This window comes from Ruegeria profundi, from assembly GCF_001507545.1.
In the GTDB taxonomy this organism is placed as follows: domain Bacteria; phylum Pseudomonadota; class Alphaproteobacteria; order Rhodobacterales; family Rhodobacteraceae; genus Ruegeria; species Ruegeria profundi.
In genome coordinates this window covers 14,318-31,884 of the sequence record NZ_LQBP01000009.1, presented here as the reverse complement: position 1 = coordinate 31,884, position 17,567 = coordinate 14,318, and the positions used below count along the sequence as shown (strand labels likewise).

Below are 17,567 nucleotides of genomic sequence, written 5' to 3'. Positions count from 1 at the left end.
CAAGGTGCGGACCGGATGATTTCTGCTGACGACTTGATTGCGCTGGTCCGCAACTACAACCCCAAAACCAACGCAGACCGCATTGCCCGCGCATTTGAATTTGGACGTCAGATGCACGAAGGGCAGTTCCGCCATTCTGGCGAGCCTTATTTCACTCATCCTGTTGCCGTTGCCGCCATTCTAACCGAACAGCGTCTGGATGATGCCACCATCATCACGGCACTTCTGCATGACACGATCGAGGATACCAAAGCCAGCTACGGCAAGGTGGCCGATCTGTTCGGGGATGAGGTCGCCAAGCTGGTCGATGGCGTAACCAAGCTGACCAACCTGCAACTTTCCAGCCGAGAGACCAAGCAGGCCGAGAATTTCCGCAAGCTGTTCATGGCGATGTCCAAGGACCTGCGGGTTATCCTGGTTAAACTCGCCGACCGTTTGCACAACATGCGCACGATCAAGGCGATGCGCCCGGAAAAGCAGATTCAAAAAGCGCGTGAGACGATGGATATCTATGCGCCGCTTGCGGGCCGCATGGGTATGCAATGGATGCGAGAGGAGCTGGAAGACCTTGCCTTTCGGGTGCTCAATCCCGAAGGACGTCAGTCAATCATCCGGCGTTTTATCACGTTGCAGCGCGAAACCGGCGACGTAATCCATCGTATCACCGGCGATATGCGGCATGAGCTGGAAAAGGCCGGGATCGACGCAGAGGTCTTCGGACGGGCCAAGAAACCGTATTCGATCTGGCGCAAGATGCAGGAAAAGGATCAGGGCTTTTCGCGCCTTTCGGATATCTACGGTTTCCGCATCATCACTCAGACCGAAGAAGATTGCTATCGCACGCTGGGCGCGATCCATCAGCGCTGGCGCGCCGTTCCTGGGCGGTTCAAAGACTACATAAGCCAGCCGAAATCGAACGGATACCGCTCAATTCACACGACGGTTTCTGGACGCGATGGCAAGCGGGTCGAGGTTCAGATACGTACCCGCCAGATGCATGACGTGGCCGAAACGGGCGTGGCGGCGCACTGGTCGTATCGCGATGGTGTGCGTTCGGAAAACCCATTTGCCGTGGACCCGGCCAAGTGGATCGCGAATCTGACCGAACAGTTCGACAGCGAAGAGGATCACGAAGACTTCCTCGAAGCGGTCAAGCTTGAGATGTATTCGGATCAGGTCTTCTGTTTTACGCCCAAGGGCGACGTGGTAAAACTGCCACGTGGTGCGACGCCGATAGATTTCGCCTATGCCATCCACACGCGGATCGGGCACGCCTGCGTGGGTGCCAAGGTTGACGGCATCCGCGTACCGCTGTGGACCCGGATCAAGAACGGGCAATCGGTCGACATCATTACCGCTGATGGGCAGACCCCGCAGGTCACATGGCTTGAGATCGCGGTGACTGGAAAAGCCCGGACATCGATCCGCCGCGCGCTGCGCGAGGTCGACCGCGAGCGATTTATTAAGCTTGGCAAGGAACTTGCCCGGTCGGGCTTCGACCACGTGGGTCGCAAAGCCACCGACAAAGCCCTGGATACTGCCGCCAAGCACCTGCGGCTCAAGGATCGTCACGAGCTGTTGGCGCGCCTTGGAAGCGCCGAATTGACGGCGCATGACGTGGTCAGTGCGGTTTATCCCGAACTGACACAGGATGACGGCGATGCTATTTCCCCGCGCCGCGCGGTGATCGGTCTGGAACCCGGACAGAAATTCGAACGCGCACCGTGCTGTCAGCCTCTGCCTGGTGAGCGTATTGTCGGTATTACGTATCGCGGCAGGGGCGTGGTTGTGCACGCAATCGATTGCGATCGACTGTCTGAATACGAAAGCGAGCCTAACCGCTGGGTTGACCTGCACTGGCATTCGGGCACGCACCCGGCGGTGTATGGTGTGACGCTTGATCTGACCATCGGAAATGACGCTGGGGTACTGGGGCGTATTTGCACATTGATTGGCGAGAAAAAGGCCAATATCTCGAACCTGGAATTCGTTGATCGCAAACCGGATTTTTACCGACTTCTGATCAGTGTCGAGCTGCGCGACCTAGAACAGTTGCATTCGCTGATGCTTACACTTGAGGCCGAAAGCGACGTCGCCGCGGTTGATCGGTATCGCGACAAGGAAAAAACCGCTGTAGCGGCTGTTTGAGAGAGGGTGATCAGGAGTGGTTTTTAAGCGCCGAGACCGACGCTCACCCATTCAGATCGCTTCGGAGTTCGTTTATCCGCGCGGCGGATGGACCCGTGCCTTTCACTACGTCAAACACCGTATCCGGCGCCTGCCCGATTCACCTGAACGTATTGCGCGCGGCGTTGGGGCGGGCGTGTTTACTGCGTTCACGCCCTTCTATGGGTTTCATTTCTTTATCGCAGCGCTGATCAGCCGATTGATCAACGGCAATCTGCTGGCTTCGTTGAGCGGTACATTTTTCGGAAATCCCCTGACTTATGTTCCCATCGCCGTGGTCTGTCTGCAAACGGGTCATTTTCTTTTGGGGGACGATTTTGAAGAGGGTGAAACACACGGCCTGACGGACAGTTTCGTTCAGGCGCTGGGTGATCTGAAGAACAACTTTATGGCCATGTTCACAGATCGCGTCGCTGATTGGGGCGGGTTGAGTATTTTTTACGACGAAGTGTTCTTTCCTTACATGATCGGGGGCATCTTTCCGGGGCTCATTGCCGGGTTCGTCTGTTATCACCTCAGCCTTCCGGTGGTTCGTACCTACCAGCAACGCCGCCGTGCGCGGATCAAAGCGAAATTCGAAGAAATCAAGCGTCTGGCCGAAAGCGAACCTGCCGTTCCGGTATCAAACCCTCTAGGCTCGGGCCAGAGTTCGGGAAAGGAATCAAGCGATGTCTGAAAACCACCTGCGTCTGGGCGTGAATATCGACCATGTCGCTACCGTGCGGAACGCGCGCGGTGGAGACTATCCCGACCCGTTGCGCGCCGCCAAACTGGCGGAAGAGGCTGGGGCAGATGGAATTACTGCCCATTTGCGTGAAGATCGCCGCCACATCTCGGACGCGGATATCGATGGTCTGATGGAAGTTCTGTCAGTGCCGCTGAACTTCGAAATGGCTGCGACGCCGGAAATGCAAAAGATCGCCTTGCGCCATAAACCGCATGCCGTTTGCATTGTCCCGGAAAAACGCGAAGAGCGTACAACCGAAGGCGGGCTTGAGGTCGCGCGTGAGGAAAACAAGCTGGCCCATTACATCGCGCCGCTGCGCGAGGCGGGGTGTCGCGTGTCGATCTTCATTGCAGCCGACCAGCGCCAGATCGAGGCGGCGCACCGCATCGGTGCCGAAGTGATTGAGCTGCACACAGGCGCTTATTGCGACGCCCATGCCGAAGGCCGGGTGGATGAAGCCGCAACCGAACTGGAAAGCCTGCGCCAGATGTCCGCTTTTGCCCACTCACTAGGTCTTGAGGTGCATGCTGGGCACGGTTTGAACTATGAAACGGTGCAACCCGTCGCGGCTTTCCCTGAGGTGCGAGAGTTGAATATCGGCCATTTCCTGATCGGTGAGGCGATTTTCCGTGGTCTCACCCCGGCGATAGCCGAGATGCGTCGCCTGATGGATGAGGCACGAGCCTGATCAGGTTGCGCAACGCACGCAGGATCAAGAGGGGACGCCATGAAGGCAATCACTTATCGTAGCTTTGGCACGGCAGATGACGTGCTTGAACTGGTCGACATGCCTGACCCCGTTGCTGGACCGGGTGAAGTCGTGGTTCAGTTGAAGGCCACGGGGATCAATCCATCGGATGTCAAACTGCGCGGTGGCGCGCGCCCCGGGGCGGTCATGCAGTATCCTGTTGTCATTCCACATTCGGACGGTGCTGGGGTTATCGTGGCCGTCGGTACGGGTGTCGATCCGGCTCGGGTCGGCGAACGGGTCTGGATCTGGAATGGCCAATGGCAACGCGCGTTCGGAACCGGTGCAGAGTATATCGCCCTGCCGTCCGAGCAGGCGGTTTTTCTGCCGGAGACGACCAGTTTTGCCGAAGGGGCTTGCTTTGGAATCCCGGCAATGACCGCGTGGTACGCGTTGTATGCTGACGGGCCGATTGCGGACAAGACGGTTCTGGTGACCGGGGGTGCGGGAACTGTGGGGCGTTACGCCTGTCAGATGGCCGCCCTTGGTGGTGCACGGGTCATCACAACGGTGAGTTCGCAGGAAAAGGCCGCACATTCTGGCGCGGATGAGTTTGTGAACTACCGCACTCAGAATGTGACGCAAGCTGTGATGGACATGACCGATGGCGCCGGTGTTGACCGTATTGTCGAAGTCGATTTTGCAGCCAATCAGGAAGCCTCGCTGGGTTTGATCCGACCGGGCGGCACCATCGCAAGCTATGCATCGGCGTCGCAGATGCGCCCAGAACTTGATTTCTACGGCTTCATGTTCAAGAACATTCGCCTGCACATGCTGATCGTGTATCAGTTGGACGCCGTCGCGCGGCGCAGGGGCGAAGCCCAACTGACGGAATGGTTGGAGCAGGGCGTTTTGACCCATGCGGTCGTGCCTGCGGGGCATTTGGCCGATGCTGCGGCAGCTCACAAGATGGTCGAAGCCGGTGAGAAGATGGGCACTGTGGTTCTGGAGGTGTGATGTGATCCTTGGCATCGGCACGGACCTCGCGAATATCGAACGCATTCAGGGTACGCTTGACCGTTTTGGCGACCGTTTCCGCAACCGTGTCTTCACTGAAACCGAGCAGAACAAGGCCGAACGCCGGGCCGACACCGCGGGAACCTACGCCAAGCGCTGGGCGGCGAAAGAGGCTTGCTCAAAGGCTTTGGGTACCGGTTTGCGCATGGGCATTTCGTGGCGGGATATGGCGGTCACCAATCTGCGCACGGGTCAGCCCGTGATGCATGTCACCGGCTGGGCCGCCGAACGTCTGAAAGAGATGACGCCCGAGGGTCACGAGGCCATTATCCATGTCACACTGACTGATGACCACCCATGGGCGCAGGCCTTCGTTGTGATTGAGGCCCGCCCGCTTCAAGATCACGCCGCTCAGTCTTGACTTGCCCCCAACCGCCCCGCATGTAGCACCCCAACAACCCAAGGACCGGAGAGCAGTATGGCCGAGGACGTCAAAACCGGAAATCCCATATGGGAGACGATCAAAACCATCGTCTACGCCCTGTTGATCGCCGGCGTTTTCCGTACCCTGTTCTTTCAGCCGTTTTGGATTCCTTCCGGTTCTATGAAACAGACCTTGCTGATCGGGGATTTCCTTTTCGTTAATAAGATGGCCTATGGCTATTCCTATGCGTCCTGCCCCAGTCTGATTATCCCCAGTGTCGGTTTGAACATTGATGCCGAAGATATCTGCGGCTGGATACCAGGAGGCGACAATTCCCGCATCCTGGGCGGAGAGCCCGAGCGTGGCGACGTCATTGTTTTTCGCCATCCGGTCACCGGGCGTGACTACATTAAGCGACTGATCGGCATGCCGGGTGACCGTATTCAGATCCGCGACGGACAGGTTATCCTGAATGGGACCCCGGTGCCGCAACAACCAGATGGCGTCTTTACTGAAACTGCCGAGCCGCAGGGGCCGCAACGACTGCGCCCGCGCTGTGAAAATGGCCCCGTCGGCATTGGTGGTGCCTGCGAAAAATCCCGCCTGATCGAGACTTTGCCTAATGGGGTGTCCTACGATGTCCTGAACATCGGCAATCAGGCTTCGGACAATACTGGCATCTACACCGTGCCCGAAGGCCACTATTTCTTCATGGGTGACAACCGCGACAATTCCAGCGACAGCCGCCTGCCGCAATCCGCCGGTGGCGTTGGCTATGTGCCGTATGAAAACCTGATTGGTCGTGCGGACCGGATCATGTTCTCGTCTGCGGGCCGGTCGATGCTGTTCTTCTGGACATGGCGCAGCGATCGCTTTTTCAAGGCGATCAATTGAAGCTATCGGCAGAGATAAAGGCGTTCCAGCGGCGTCTCGGGTATGAGTTTTCTGACCCGGAACTGCTGGTACGGGCGCTGACCCATGGCTCGGTCTCATCGGCAACGCGGCCCGACAATCAGCGCCTTGAGTTCCTTGGTGATCGGGTATTGGGACTTGTCATGGCCACAGCGCTGCTGGAGGCCGACAAAAAGGCGTCCGAGGGCCAACTTGCTCCGCGTTTCAATGCGCTGGTTCGCAAAGAGGCTTGCGCGGACGTCGCCCGTCAGATCGATCTGGGTGCAGTGCTTAAGCTGGGCCGGTCCGAGATGCTGTCTGGCGGCCGCCGCAAGCAGGCTTTGTTGGGCGACGCGATGGAGGCCGTCATTGCCGCGATTTATCGCGATGCAGGGTTCGAGGCTGCACGAGATGTGATCCTGAGGCTATGGGGTGATCGCATCCACAAGGTTGAAGCCGATGCGCGCGACGCAAAGACCTCGTTGCAGGAATGGGCGCAAGCGCGTGGGCAGAGGCCGCCTTCATACGTTGAACTCAAACGCAGCGGCCCCGATCACGCGCCCGTTTTCACCATCGCTGCCCGCTTGCAGGACGGAGCAGAGGCGCAAGCCACCGCCGGGTCCAAACGGCAGGCCGAACAAGCTGCGGCCAAAGCGTTGTTGGACCGACTAACCTGAACGCACCTTCCGTGTAGGTGGGCTGACGGGTGGTAGCGATCCCTTGACAGGCCGCGGCATCACACCCATCGCTAGCAGTGCGTGATAGCGGTGTGGCAGCGGTGGCGCAGGGCAGCAATGCGACAAATCCCTCTGGTCCGTCGGGTGTTTCTGCTATAGGGGTGCGCACTTGCTAACAGGATCGCAACACACATGAGCACACGCGCCGGATTTATCGCCCTGATCGGAGAGCCAAACGCAGGCAAATCTACCCTTCTGAACCGCATGGTCGGGGCTAAGGTCTCGATCGTGACGCATAAGGTTCAGACGACTCGCGCCCGTATTCGCGGCGTGGCGATGGAAGGCGACGCGCAGCTGGTCTTTGTGGACACGCCCGGCCTGTTCAAGCCCCGCCGCCGCCTGGATCGCGCCATGGTCGCTGCTGCGTGGGGCGGGGCCGCAGATGCCGATATCGTCGTGCTGATGGTCGAGGCCCATCGCGGCATCACCGAAGGGGTCGAACGCATCCTCGAAGGTCTGGATGAGATCGGACAGGGCCGCAAGATCGCGCTGGCGATCAACAAGATCGACAAGGTTCCGTCCGAGAAACTACTGGCCCTGACCAGCGAGTTGAATGCGCGTTACCCTTTTGCCGAAACCTTTATGATTTCGGCGGAAAAGGGCCACGGCGTCGACGATCTGCGCAAGTGGCTGGCCGCGGAAGTGCCCGAAGGCCCGTGGCTTTACCCCGAAGACCAGATTGCCGATCTGCCCCTGCGCATGATTGCCGCCGAGATGACGCGCGAGAAACTGACCCTGCGCCTGCATCAGGAGTTGCCCTATCAGTTGACGGTCGAGACCGAGAACTGGGAGGAACGCAAGGATGGCTCGGCCAAGATCGATCAGGTGATCTATGTCATGCGCGATGGTCACAAAGGTATTGTTCTCGGCAAACGCGGTGAGACTATCAAGGCTGTCAGCCAAGCGGCAAGGGCAGAGCTTGAAGAGTTTCTGGACCGCAAGATCCACCTGTTCCTGCAAGTCAAAGTCCGGCCCAACTGGTTGGAAGAGTCCGAGCGCTACTCGGAAATGGGTTTGGATTTCAAAGACGGCAACGCATGACCCGCCTGACGGCCGAATTCTGGGTTCACGCCTATCTGGCGCGGCTTCGCTTTCAGGAAATCCCGGCCTTTGTCGTGACCCACGGCGACGATACGGCGGGTGCGGTACTGGTCAAGCTGAACACGCTGGACGGGCAGGCGATTGCCTTCCAGCGCAGCTTTGATTTGATGAGCGGTGAACGCAAATGGGTGGAACTCTCCTCTGGCCCCGAGACCGAGGTGGATCAGGCCATCCAGCGCCAGCGCAGTTTTGATCCCGACCTTTGGGTGATTGAGGTCGAGGACAGGCAGGGCCGTCACCTTCTGGGTGACGAAGGGTTGGACTAGCTTCCAGCCCTGGTTGCCACAGTTTAGCATTCTATTTCTGCGATACGTTCTACCGTTCGCACCGAAGTGTTATCTGTCCTTGTAACCCGCCCTATTGAGGTTGAGCTTGATGAAAACGATTGCCCGACTATGCTGCGTTTCTGCGATGATTTTCGGTTTTTTTGCGTCACCTTCGCTTGCGCAGCCCCGGTTGGGATGGGGTTATCAAATCGATGGTCTCGCCGCGTATCAGGGTGACGCAGATTTGAGTGAGGGTGGTGAGTTTTCTGCAAGCCGCATTTTCCTGCGCACCACAGCGCTTTATACGTTTCAAGATGACACGTCGCTTGGAGTGTCGGCAAGCTTTGGCCGGTTGGACTACAACTTCAGTCAGGCCAATAACCAACCATGGGAAGACATTCGGGACATCCGCGTTGCGGTACCGCTTCGGTTTGGTGTTGGGAACGCGACCACGGTTTTCATCTCTCCGCAAGTCAGGTGGGACTATCAAAGCGGGGCCGAGGCCAGTGATGGCAGAACCTATGGCGTTTTTGCGGGCGTCGCCTGGAAGCTGAACGAGCGGCTGACCATCGGCCCGGCTTTTGGGGTGTTTTCGCAGATCGAAGACAATGATATCGACTTTTTTCCCGCTCTGCTTGTTGATTGGGATATCAATGACCGCTGGAATCTGAACACCGGCTCGGGGGTTGGGGCAACGCAGGGGCCGGGCCTGACGCTCAGCTATGCGCTCAACGACACGATGAACCTTGCCGTGTCGGCCCGGTACGAGCGTATCCGGTTCCGGCTGGACGATGATGGGCTGGCACCGAACGGCGTGGGCGAAGACAAAAGCATCCCCGTGGTGATCTCGTTTGGGTATAACCCCAATCCGGGCGTTTCGTTGAATGTCTTTGCAGGGGCCGAGCTTGATGGACGTCTGACGCTGGATGACGCGAATGGAGCGGAACTTAGCCGCCAGAGCTATGACACAGCCCCGCTGGTGGGTGCGGCCTTCAGGGTCAGGTTTTAAGCGCGCCTGGTTTAGGTCATCACAGCCCTTGCGAATATTGGCGCCTTGCGATCTGTTGCGGGCAAGGGGAAACCCGCAGGCATAAGGAGCCCAAGTTGGACTGGCGTGATCACGGTATCCTTTTGACCACGCGTCGCCATGGGGAAACGGCGGCGATTGTCGAGGTTTTTACCGAAAGCCATGGCCGCCATGCGGGCGTTGTGCGGGGCGGAACCAGCCGCAAGATTGCCCCGATCCTGCAACCGGGGGCGCAGCTGGATGTGCTTTGGCGCGCCCGGCTTGAAGAACATATCGGAACCTTTCAGGTCGAACCGCTGCGGTCGCGTGCTGCGGCTGCATTCTCTGGCCGATTGGCCCTGGCAGGATTGAACGCCGTTGTTGCGCTGCTGACGTTCTGTCTGCCAGAGCGGGAGCCTCATCCGGCGATTTATACGCAAACCGAACGGTTGATGGACTTGCTCGGGCAGGACGAGATTTGGCCGCTGGCTTATCTGCGGTGGGAATTGGCCTTGTTGGAAGAGTTGGGGTTTGGTCTTGATCTTTCGTCCTGTGCAGTGACCGGTTCAACCAGCGGTTTGGCCTATGTCTCACCCAAAACCGGCCGCGCGGTCAGTGCCAAAGGGGCAGGGGAATGGGCAGACAGGCTGTTGCCGCTGCCCCCGTGCTTGAGAGGAGAGGGGCGCGCGCCCGACGCTGAGATTGTACTTGGCCTTCAGACAACCGGATATTTTCTGGCACACCATCTGGCCCCGTCGCTGGGGAATTATCCTCTGCCCGAGGCACGGGCGCGTTTCGTGGATCAGTTTACTCGACGGCTGTGAACACCATCTCGTGCCCGGCATCATTGCGCAGGATCAGAACGTTGCCAGATACCTCGGACTGGGTCATGGCCATCAGGGCGGCAAAGTAGAACCCTTCGGCTTCAAGCCCGGCGCAGGCGGCGCGGGTGGCCGTCAGATCGGCGATTTCGAACCATGGGTAGGGCGCGGTCAGGGTGCCGCTATAGCTGTTGCAAGGGGCGTTGCCTTCGATCCTGCCTTGCTCAGGAAAGCGTAGCAGGGCGCTGGCCTTGTAAGGCTGCCCATCGATTTCCTGCAGCGCCCAGGTCGTGTCGGCCGCGCCATAAGCGGCGACGGTCTCATCCTTGTCGCATTGAAACAGGGCCAACATCGGCAGGGTCAGGATCAGGCGTATCATGTAACCGGTTTAACCCACCAAACGCCCGGACGGAACCGCTGCTACAAAGGCAACTCACCATTCAGCAGCTCTTGCCGCACTTCCAGCCGGGGGCGCCAGTTGTATTTGGTGTCTTCCTGTACGGGCGCCCATGTCAGTGCACCGCTGGCCCGCCAGGGATCAAGGATGATCCCGTCATACATCGAATCTCCTTCGGCGCTGATCAGGGCCGAGTGATGGATGATCCTGAATTGGGTGGGTGGCGATGTCGCCCAATGGATATCCAGCGTGCGAAAATCTTCCTGCCGCAGGCGCTTGGTCATGGCTTCGGCCCAGTCATTGCACAAACCGCGCTCACGAAAGCCATTGATAACCTTGGCATTGTGGATGATGGCCGAGTCAGTGACATTCCAGTCCTGCTTTAGCTGCTGTGAGTAGGTATACGAGAGGGTAGCGGCCGTTCGCGCTTCGACCGGATCGACATCGGGACCAAGGGATTGGATCGCATATGCCAGCGTGTCGATATCGTTTTGGCTGGCCGTCGGCTGTGTGGTGGCGCAGCCGCCCAGCACAAGGGCAGTCACGATTGCCCAAGCTACGAATAGTCTTTTGGTCATTCCTGCTGCGATCCTTTGTATCGGGGCCAGTAGGTGATCTATCGGGGATCAGGGCCAAGTTCAAAGGTGAAATTCACTTGTCGGAGGATCACCACCGACGCTTGAGCCCCCGTGCCCGTCATTTGTGCAATTTCAATTTCGCAAGAAAAAAACCCGGCACGCTGGCCGGGTTAGTTGGGGAAACAGGAGCGCCGAATTCGGTCACCCAAGCAAACGCCGGGCTATGACCTGTGCCTGAATTTCGGCTGCTCCCTCGAATATGTTCAGAATGCGCGCGTCGCACAGGACGCGGCTGATCTTGTATTCCAACGCAAACCCGTTGCCGCCGTGGATTTGCAGGCCATTATCCGCAGCGGCCCAAGCCACACGCGCGCCCAGCAGCTTGGCCATTCCAGCCTCAAGATCGCAGCGGTGCCCATTGTCCTTCTCGCGGGCCGAGAAATAGGTCAGCTGACGGGCGATCATGATCTCGACCGCCATCATCGCCAGCTTGCCCGAGACGCGGGGGAAATTGATCAGGGATTTGCCGAATTGCTTGCGGTCCTGTGCGTATTGCATGGCGATGTCCAGCGCGCTTTGCGCCACACCGATAGCACGCGCGGCGGTTTGGATACGGGCGGATTCGAAGGTCTCCATCAGTTGTTTGAAGCCTTTGCCCTCTTCTCCGCCCAGCAGGTTTTCCGCCTTCACGTGGAAGCCGTCAAAGCCCAGCTCATATTCTTTCATGCCACGATAGCCCAGAACCTCAATCTCGCCGCCGGTCATGCCCGGGGTTGGGAAGGGGTTTTCATCCGTTCCCGGCGTTTTTTCGGCAAGGAACATGGACAGGCCACGGTGATCGGTGCTGTCCGGGTTGGTGCGGGCCAGCAGGGTCATCACATGAGTGCGCGCGGCATGGGTAATCCATGTCTTGTTACCGGTAATCTGGTAATCGCCGTTTTCATCCTTCACGGCCCGCGTTCGCAGGCTGCCAAGGTCAGAGCCGGTGTTCGGTTCAGTGAAAACAGCGGTCGGCAGGATTTCGGCGCTGGCCAGTTTTGGCAACCAATTGGCTTTTTGCTCTTCCGTGCCGCCTGCGATGATCAGTTCTGCTGCAATTTCCGACCGTGTGCCCAGCGAACCCACACCGATATAGCCGCGCGAAAGCTCCTCCGAAACCACGCACATCGAGGCCTTGGATAGGCCAAACCCGCCAAACTCTTCCGGTATGGTCAGGCCAAAGACGCCCATCTCGGCCAGTTCTTCAATGATTTCCATCGGGATCAGTTCATCCTTCAGGTGCCATTCATGCGCGTTTGGCTCGACCTTTTCTTGGGCGTAACGTCGAAACTGGTCGCGGATCATTTCCAGTTCCTCGTCCAGCCCCGAAGCACCGAACATGGTGGCCCCGGCCTGATCCTCCATCAGCGCGACAAGGCGGGTGCGCGCGGCCTGAGTATTGCCGTTTTGTGTAAGGGTCATGACCTCGGGCCCCATCAGTGCACGCATGTCGTCCTGACCTAATCCAAGATCCTGAAGGCGAACGATTTCCCCCTGGTTCATCTGGATGCCGCCGTAAATCTGCCAGAGATATTCGCCAAAGGCGATCTGGTGCAGCAACTGTTCGATCTCGCCGAACTTGCCGTCGGCCTCCAGCGCTTCAGCCCAGTGTTGCATCTGTTGCAGCGATTGGGCGTAGGTCGCCAGCCATGCCAGTCCATGAGCGGCCGTTTGATGCGCCTCAATCAGCGCACCAGATACACGCCCATCCTCGGTCACAGCGTTGCGCACAATCGCGCGAGCGCGATCAAACACCGTTTCCACCGCCGGGATAGCCGCACGGGTCAGTGCCAGAAGGTCGGGCAGAATAGCGGATGGTGTCATCTGGGTAACATCTTGTCCGTCAGGGGCCATGAATCACGTCCTTTTCTGGTGTCGTCCGGTCATATCATGCTGCACGTGCAGCGCAAGAAAAATACGAATTATAGCGAGAAATAGTTCTAAAATTGCTTTGTCAATTTTGCAGTGCAGCGCGCGTCAATAGTGGTATCACGGGGCCATGACACTGCTTTCCTTGCTTAACCCAAACGAACTGTTATTGGCCGCTGGCGTTGCGCTTGTGGCCGGTTGGGTCAAAGGTATGGTTGGATTTGCCATGCCGATGGTACTGGTTTCGGGGCTCAGTATGTTCCTGCCGCCGGACTTGGCGCTTGCCGGGTTGATTTTGCCGACTTTGGTAACGAATGGCTTTCAGGCCCTTCGCGAAGGTATTCCGGCCGCCATATCCGCGATGAAGGCGTTTCGCGTGTTCCTGGCCGCAGGGCTGGTGTTTTTGGTGATCGGGGCTCAGGTGGTCAGTTCGCTGCCCGTGTCAACGTTTCTGTTGATAATCGGCATCCCGGTTTCGTTTTTTGCCCTGATTCAGGTTTTGGGCGTGCAATTGGTCCTTCGTAATCCGTCACCTCGGATTGAATTGGGCATTGGTTCTGTTGCGGGGTTTGTCGGAGGAATGTCGGGCATCTGGGGGCCGCCAACCGTTGCGTATCTGACTGCGCTGAACACACCAAAAGCAATGCAAATGCGGGTTCAGGGGGTGATCTACGGCTTGGGGGCCGTTGCACTGATGGTGGCCCATGTGGGGTCGGGGATATTCCGGGCCGAAACGGCACCGTTCTCGGCCGCATTGGTCATACCTGCGGTCATAGGGATGTGGATCGGTTTGCAATTGCAATCACGCATCGATCAGGCGCTGTTTCGAAAAGTGACGCTGTTGGTCCTGCTGGTAACTGGATTGAACCTATTACGACGAGGGTTGATGGGTTAACCGCGCTTGTCGGCAATACGAAAGGCGAAGTACAAAGCCAGCATCAGGAAGAAAAGCCCTGAAATATCACCGATTAAAAAAGCGACATACTCGGCGCGTGCGCTACCGAAAGCTATGTTGGTCAGACCTGAGACAAGAAAAGACGTTATGATCCCCACCGCCATAACACAGGCCCAACACGGTTTGCGGTCAGGTCGGGGGAACAAGTCCCAACCAACCCATTTGCATATGTAGAACACCGCCGGAACGGACGTGACGGCAATGACGATGGCCATCAATCGGCTTGGCAGGAAAACATCACTGCCACCCAAAAGGGCGAAGACGACAAATACGCCGGGTAAAAGCGCGAAAACCGCCCGCCATCCCAGCAGCCAAGCTGCCAAAACCCGCACACCATGGGGCAGGAACAGCAGGCTGGCCCGGCTGGGATATTCGGCGAAAAACATGTTCTGAAGCGGCGCCAGAACTTCGAACGTCAGCAGCGATGCCACGATATAAGCCAAAGAGGCGTAGAACGTGTCCGTAGCCCACCTGCGCACGAGTTTCAGCCACCAATGCGCGAATTTGCAGTGTTACTTTGGGGCATGAACGATGTACCGCCCTCGATTTGCGGTGCCGCTTTGCGACAGATACCCTTTTTCAACCAGTGATTTCAACGCGCGAAAAAAGGTCGGGCGTGAGACGCTTTGCACCAACGTATGCTCGATCAATCCGAATGTGCGTACCTCGTCGTCTGACTTCGAAAGCTCTTCGGCCGCGTAGTATATGTCGCGCTCCACCGGAGACAGTTGCTCAAGGCCCAGCGTGCGTTCCATACTCTGCATCAGTTTACGCAGTTCAGTCAGTTTTGAGATTTCCGTCATAGTCTACCTGTCTTTACTTATGCCAACCGTTGCCGCCCCGCGGCACGACCAGAGATGCCAATTCTTTGGCGGCGTCCCAAAGGTCGCATGTTGACACTCATCCCCTCTGTCGCAGACGTATTTTGTCATTGGGTGGCAAATGTGTTGATTTGAGAGTTTGCCCGAGCGACCCAACAGTATTTACGTCCCGCCCGAAGAAAAGGCTTCGGGCATTTTTTATTTCGACAGATGCAAAAACTAATTGAATAGCACGTTTCGGGCAACGCGTTTTGTGCAGACAATGTGACATACAACGATATTGTGATGTTGCCGAGATTTTTTGGCGATATTGTCTGCAAGCTGCCCAAAAGGACGTTGGGGGCAAGATGCCCCCAATGTCAGATCAGCCGATTGCGACGGCTTTGATGTCTTCGTCGATGAAGGGCAGGTACTGTTCGAAATTCTCTGCGAACATCTGCACCAGTTTGTCGGCCTGTTTGTCAAAGGCGGCTTGATCGTCCCAGGTGCGGCGCGGGTCCAGAAGAACCTCGGCCACGCCGGGCACGGCCACGGGCACGTCAAACCCGAAATTGGCATCCTTGCGGAACTCGGCGTCGCGCAGCGACCCATCCAGCGCAGCGGTCAGCAGCGCTCTGGTTGCCCGGATCGGCATTCGGGACCCGACACCATACGCGCCACCGGTCCAGCCGGTGTTCACCAGCCAGCATGTTGCACCGTGCTGAGCGATTTTTTCACGCAGAAGGTTGCCGTACACCTCCGGGCGGCGCGGCATGAATGGAGCGCCGAAACACGTTGAGAATGTCGGCTGGGGTTCGGTGATGCCACGTTCGGTCCCTGCAACTTTCGAGGTGAAGCCCGAAAGGAAGTGATACATCGCCTGCGCCGGGGTCAGCCGCGCGATCGGAGGCAGAACGCCAAATGCGTCGCAGGTCAGCATGATGATATTCTTCGGGTGACCGCCAAGGGCGCTGCTGGATGCATTCGAAATGTATTCGAGCGGGTAGGCGCAGCGCATGTTTGCCGTCAGCGAGTCATCCTCGAAGTCCAGTGCCTTGGTTTCAGGATCGAACACCATGTTTTCGATCACCGTGCCGAATTTGCTGGTGGTGGCGTAGATTTCCGGCTCGGCCTCGGGGTTCAGGTTGATGGTCTTGGCATAGCAGCCGCCTTCGAAGTTGAACGTTCCGCGGTCCGACCAGCCATGTTCGTCGTCACCGATCAGGGTGCGCGCAGGGTCAGCGGACAGCGTGGTTTTTCCGGTGCCCGACAGGCCAAAAAACACGGCGGTATCGACCGGGTTGCCAACGGCATGGTTGGCCGAACAGTGCATCGGCATCACGCCTTTTTCAGGCAGCATGTAGTTGAGCAGGGTGAACACAGATTTCTTGTTTTCACCCGCGTATTCAGTGCCACCGATCAGGATTAGTTTACGGTCAAAGTTCAGCGCAATCACGGTCTCGCTGCGACAGCCGTGCTTGGCCGGATCCGCCTGGAAACTGGGGCAGTTGATGATGGTGAAATCAGCGACGAACTCGTCCAGGTCCTCGCGATCCGGGCGACGCAGAAGATGACGGATGAAAAGGTTGTGCCAGGCCAGTTCTGTAACCATGCGAACATTTATTGAAAAGGCGGGGTCAGCACCGCCTACCAGATCCTGCACAAAGTAGTCTCGGCCCTTCATATGGGCCAGCATGTCATCGTGCAAAGCGTCAAAGCCTTCGGGGCTCATCTCGGCATTGTTTTCCCACCAGATAGTGTCCGCAACGCTGTCGGTCTTGACAACGTGCTTGTCCTCGGGCGAGCGGCCAGTGAACTTGCCGGTGGTAACCAGAAAAGCCCCGCCATTGCCAAGGGTGCCTTCGCCGCGCTTCAGCGCCTCTTCGATCAGCGCTGGTTCCATGAAGTTATAATAGACATTTCCCAGACCCCCGATGCCCTGATCTTCGAGGCGGAATTGCGGGTTGACCCGTCCAGATGTCATGTGTGTCTTCTCCTGTGGCGGCGCTTCGGCGGGTGGGCCGCATGCGCTCTTGGGGCATTTTGCCGGATCGTTCCGGCGGACAGACGGGTCTTATCATGGTCATTTAGGGCGTGAACAGGACGGTTTGGCGCAGTTAGCGCAACCAAATTCAAGTTTAGCGCCACCAGAAATTTCCTGACGGCAATCAATGCGCGTTTCTGAAGCCATTAACGGCTTTTTTGCCGCAGCTGTGTGACAACAAACGCACGATTCGCAGATACGGATTGATTCGCGGACATAAAAACGACAAAGATGCCCTACTAATAAGCGAAATATTGCATGAGTGAGCAGGAATAGGGGTAAACCCGATGTCGAAGATTGCACTGGTGGACGACGACAGAAATATTCTGACGTCTGTGTCCATGACTCTCGAAGCCGAAGGGTTCGAGGTTGAAACCTATAACGACGGGCAAGCAGCCCTGGACGCATTCAACAAAAAACTGCCCGATATGGCCGTGCTGGATATAAAAATGCCACGCATGGACGGTATGGACCTGTTGCAGAGGCTGCGGCAGAAAACCCAGATGCCGGTCATCTTTCTAACGTCGAAGGACGATGAAATTGATGAGGTTCTTGGCCTTCGCATGGGCGCGGATGACTATGTAAAAAAGCCTTTTTCACAGCGGTTGCTGGTTGAACGCATCCGTGCGTTGCTGCGCCGGCAGGAGGCTACGTCCGGCGATGTGACCAATGCCGCTTCGGGCGATACCAAAGTGATGGAACGGGGTGACCTGCGGATGGACCCGCTGCGCCATGCGGTCAGCTGGAAGGGGGCGGACGTTTCACTGACCGTGACCGAGTTTCTGTTGCTGCAAGCGCTGGCGCAGCGCCCCGGTTTCGTCAAAAGCCGTGATCAGCTGATGGATGTCGCCTATGATGATCAGGTCTATGTCGACGACCGGACCATCGACAGCCACATCAAGCGCTTGCGTAAAAAAATGCGCGCCGCAGACCCAGAGTTTTCGGCAATCGAAACACTGTATGGCATCGGATACAGGTATAACGAAGAATAAGCGTGGCCACTGAGAAGGGGTAACCGAA

General features: G+C 57.6%; 19 protein-coding genes. 13 read left to right on the top strand and 6 right to left on the bottom strand.

Annotated features, from left to right (window positions below):
* Window positions 1-15 precede the first annotated feature (15 nt).
* From AVO44_RS16290 to recO, 11 genes are all read left to right on the top strand, one after another.
* Window positions 16-2,148: a RelA/SpoT family protein gene (locus AVO44_RS16290; protein WP_068339089.1), complete on the top strand. Its 2,133-nt coding sequence runs from the start codon at window positions 16-18 to the stop codon at window positions 2,146-2,148.
* A gap of 16 nt (window positions 2,149-2,164) precedes the next feature.
* The gene (locus tag AVO44_RS16285; RefSeq protein WP_068339086.1) at window positions 2,165-2,863 is read left to right on the top strand and encodes a DUF2062 domain-containing protein; all 699 of its coding nucleotides are present in this window, start codon (window positions 2,165-2,167) and stop codon (window positions 2,861-2,863) included.
* Window positions 2,856-3,602: a pyridoxine 5'-phosphate synthase gene (locus AVO44_RS16280; protein ID WP_068339082.1), complete on the top strand. Its 747-nt coding sequence runs from the start codon at window positions 2,856-2,858 to the stop codon at window positions 3,600-3,602. The genes AVO44_RS16285 and AVO44_RS16280 overlap by 8 nt, the downstream gene beginning before the upstream one ends.
* Window positions 3,603-3,641: 39 nt before the next feature.
* Window positions 3,642-4,619 carry an NADPH:quinone reductase gene (locus AVO44_RS16275; protein WP_068339078.1) on the top strand — a complete coding sequence of 326 codons (978 nt, stop codon included), beginning with the start codon at window positions 3,642-3,644 and terminating at the stop codon, window positions 4,617-4,619.
* A 1-nt stretch (window position 4,620) separates the two neighbouring features.
* The gene (gene acpS, locus AVO44_RS16270) at window positions 4,621-5,040 is read left to right on the top strand and encodes a holo-ACP synthase (protein ID WP_068339076.1); all 420 of its coding nucleotides are present in this window, start codon (window positions 4,621-4,623) and stop codon (window positions 5,038-5,040) included.
* A gap of 57 nt (window positions 5,041-5,097) precedes the next feature.
* Window positions 5,098-5,937: a signal peptidase I gene (lepB, locus tag AVO44_RS16265; RefSeq protein ID WP_068339073.1), complete on the top strand. Its 840-nt coding sequence runs from the start codon at window positions 5,098-5,100 to the stop codon at window positions 5,935-5,937.
* Window positions 5,934-6,611: a ribonuclease III gene (gene rnc, locus AVO44_RS16260; RefSeq protein ID WP_068339522.1), complete on the top strand. Its 678-nt coding sequence runs from the start codon at window positions 5,934-5,936 to the stop codon at window positions 6,609-6,611. Before lepB ends, rnc begins: the two co-directional genes overlap by 4 nt.
* 192 nt (window positions 6,612-6,803) lie before the next feature.
* Window positions 6,804-7,712 (top strand): GTPase Era, encoded by a 909-nt coding sequence (era, locus tag AVO44_RS16255; RefSeq protein ID WP_068339070.1) that lies wholly within the window; start codon window positions 6,804-6,806, stop codon window positions 7,710-7,712.
* Complete coding sequence (locus tag AVO44_RS16250; RefSeq protein WP_068339067.1) at window positions 7,709-8,038, top strand: DUF1491 family protein; 330 nt, start codon at window positions 7,709-7,711, stop codon at window positions 8,036-8,038. Before era ends, AVO44_RS16250 begins: the two co-directional genes overlap by 4 nt.
* Window positions 8,039-8,183: 145 nt before the next feature.
* The gene (locus AVO44_RS16245; protein ID WP_233422008.1) at window positions 8,184-9,047 is read left to right on the top strand and encodes an autotransporter domain-containing protein; all 864 of its coding nucleotides are present in this window, start codon (window positions 8,184-8,186) and stop codon (window positions 9,045-9,047) included.
* A gap of 95 nt (window positions 9,048-9,142) precedes the next feature.
* The gene (gene recO, locus AVO44_RS16240; RefSeq protein ID WP_068339062.1) at window positions 9,143-9,868 is read left to right on the top strand and encodes a DNA repair protein RecO; all 726 of its coding nucleotides are present in this window, start codon (window positions 9,143-9,145) and stop codon (window positions 9,866-9,868) included.
* Here the strand turns inward: recO and AVO44_RS16235 are convergent.
* From AVO44_RS16235 to AVO44_RS16225, 3 genes are all read right to left on the bottom strand, one after another.
* Window positions 9,852-10,244: an META domain-containing protein gene (locus AVO44_RS16235; RefSeq protein ID WP_068339060.1), complete on the bottom strand. Its 393-nt coding sequence runs from the start codon at window positions 10,242-10,244 to the stop codon at window positions 9,852-9,854. The genes recO and AVO44_RS16235 overlap by 17 nt on opposite strands.
* Before the next feature lie 41 nt (window positions 10,245-10,285).
* On the bottom strand, window positions 10,286-10,840 hold the full coding sequence (locus AVO44_RS16230) for a hypothetical protein (RefSeq protein ID WP_068339057.1): 555 nt from the start codon (window positions 10,838-10,840) through the stop codon (window positions 10,286-10,288).
* 201 nt (window positions 10,841-11,041) lie between these two features.
* Window positions 11,042-12,733, bottom strand: coding sequence for an acyl-CoA dehydrogenase family protein (locus AVO44_RS16225; RefSeq protein WP_068339054.1), 1,692 nt, complete (start codon window positions 12,731-12,733; stop codon window positions 11,042-11,044).
* A 145-nt stretch (window positions 12,734-12,878) separates the two neighbouring features.
* On the opposite strand from AVO44_RS16225, the gene AVO44_RS16220 reads away from it, so the two are divergent.
* Window positions 12,879-13,643, top strand: coding sequence for a sulfite exporter TauE/SafE family protein (locus AVO44_RS16220; protein WP_068339051.1), 765 nt, complete (start codon window positions 12,879-12,881; stop codon window positions 13,641-13,643).
* On the opposite strand, the gene AVO44_RS16215 is transcribed toward AVO44_RS16220, so the two are convergent.
* The 3 genes from AVO44_RS16215 to AVO44_RS16205 form a co-directional block, all read right to left on the bottom strand.
* Entirely contained in the window at window positions 13,640-14,182 is a 543-nt protein-coding gene (locus tag AVO44_RS16215) for a hypothetical protein (protein ID WP_233422007.1), read from the bottom strand. The two genes, AVO44_RS16220 and AVO44_RS16215, sit on opposite strands and share 4 nt — an antisense overlap.
* A gap of 33 nt (window positions 14,183-14,215) precedes the next feature.
* Complete coding sequence (locus AVO44_RS16210; protein ID WP_068339048.1) at window positions 14,216-14,506, bottom strand: hypothetical protein; 291 nt, start codon at window positions 14,504-14,506, stop codon at window positions 14,216-14,218.
* A gap of 382 nt (window positions 14,507-14,888) precedes the next feature.
* Window positions 14,889-16,487, bottom strand: a complete 1,599-nt coding sequence (locus tag AVO44_RS16205; RefSeq protein WP_068339045.1) for a phosphoenolpyruvate carboxykinase — start codon at window positions 16,485-16,487, stop codon at window positions 14,889-14,891.
* Window positions 16,488-16,834: 347 nt separating this feature from the next.
* Between AVO44_RS16205 and AVO44_RS16200 the strand changes: the two genes are divergently transcribed.
* Window positions 16,835-17,539 carry a response regulator transcription factor gene (locus AVO44_RS16200; RefSeq protein ID WP_068339042.1) on the top strand — a complete coding sequence of 235 codons (705 nt, stop codon included), beginning with the start codon at window positions 16,835-16,837 and terminating at the stop codon, window positions 17,537-17,539.
* Window positions 17,540-17,567: the final 28 nt, after the last annotated feature.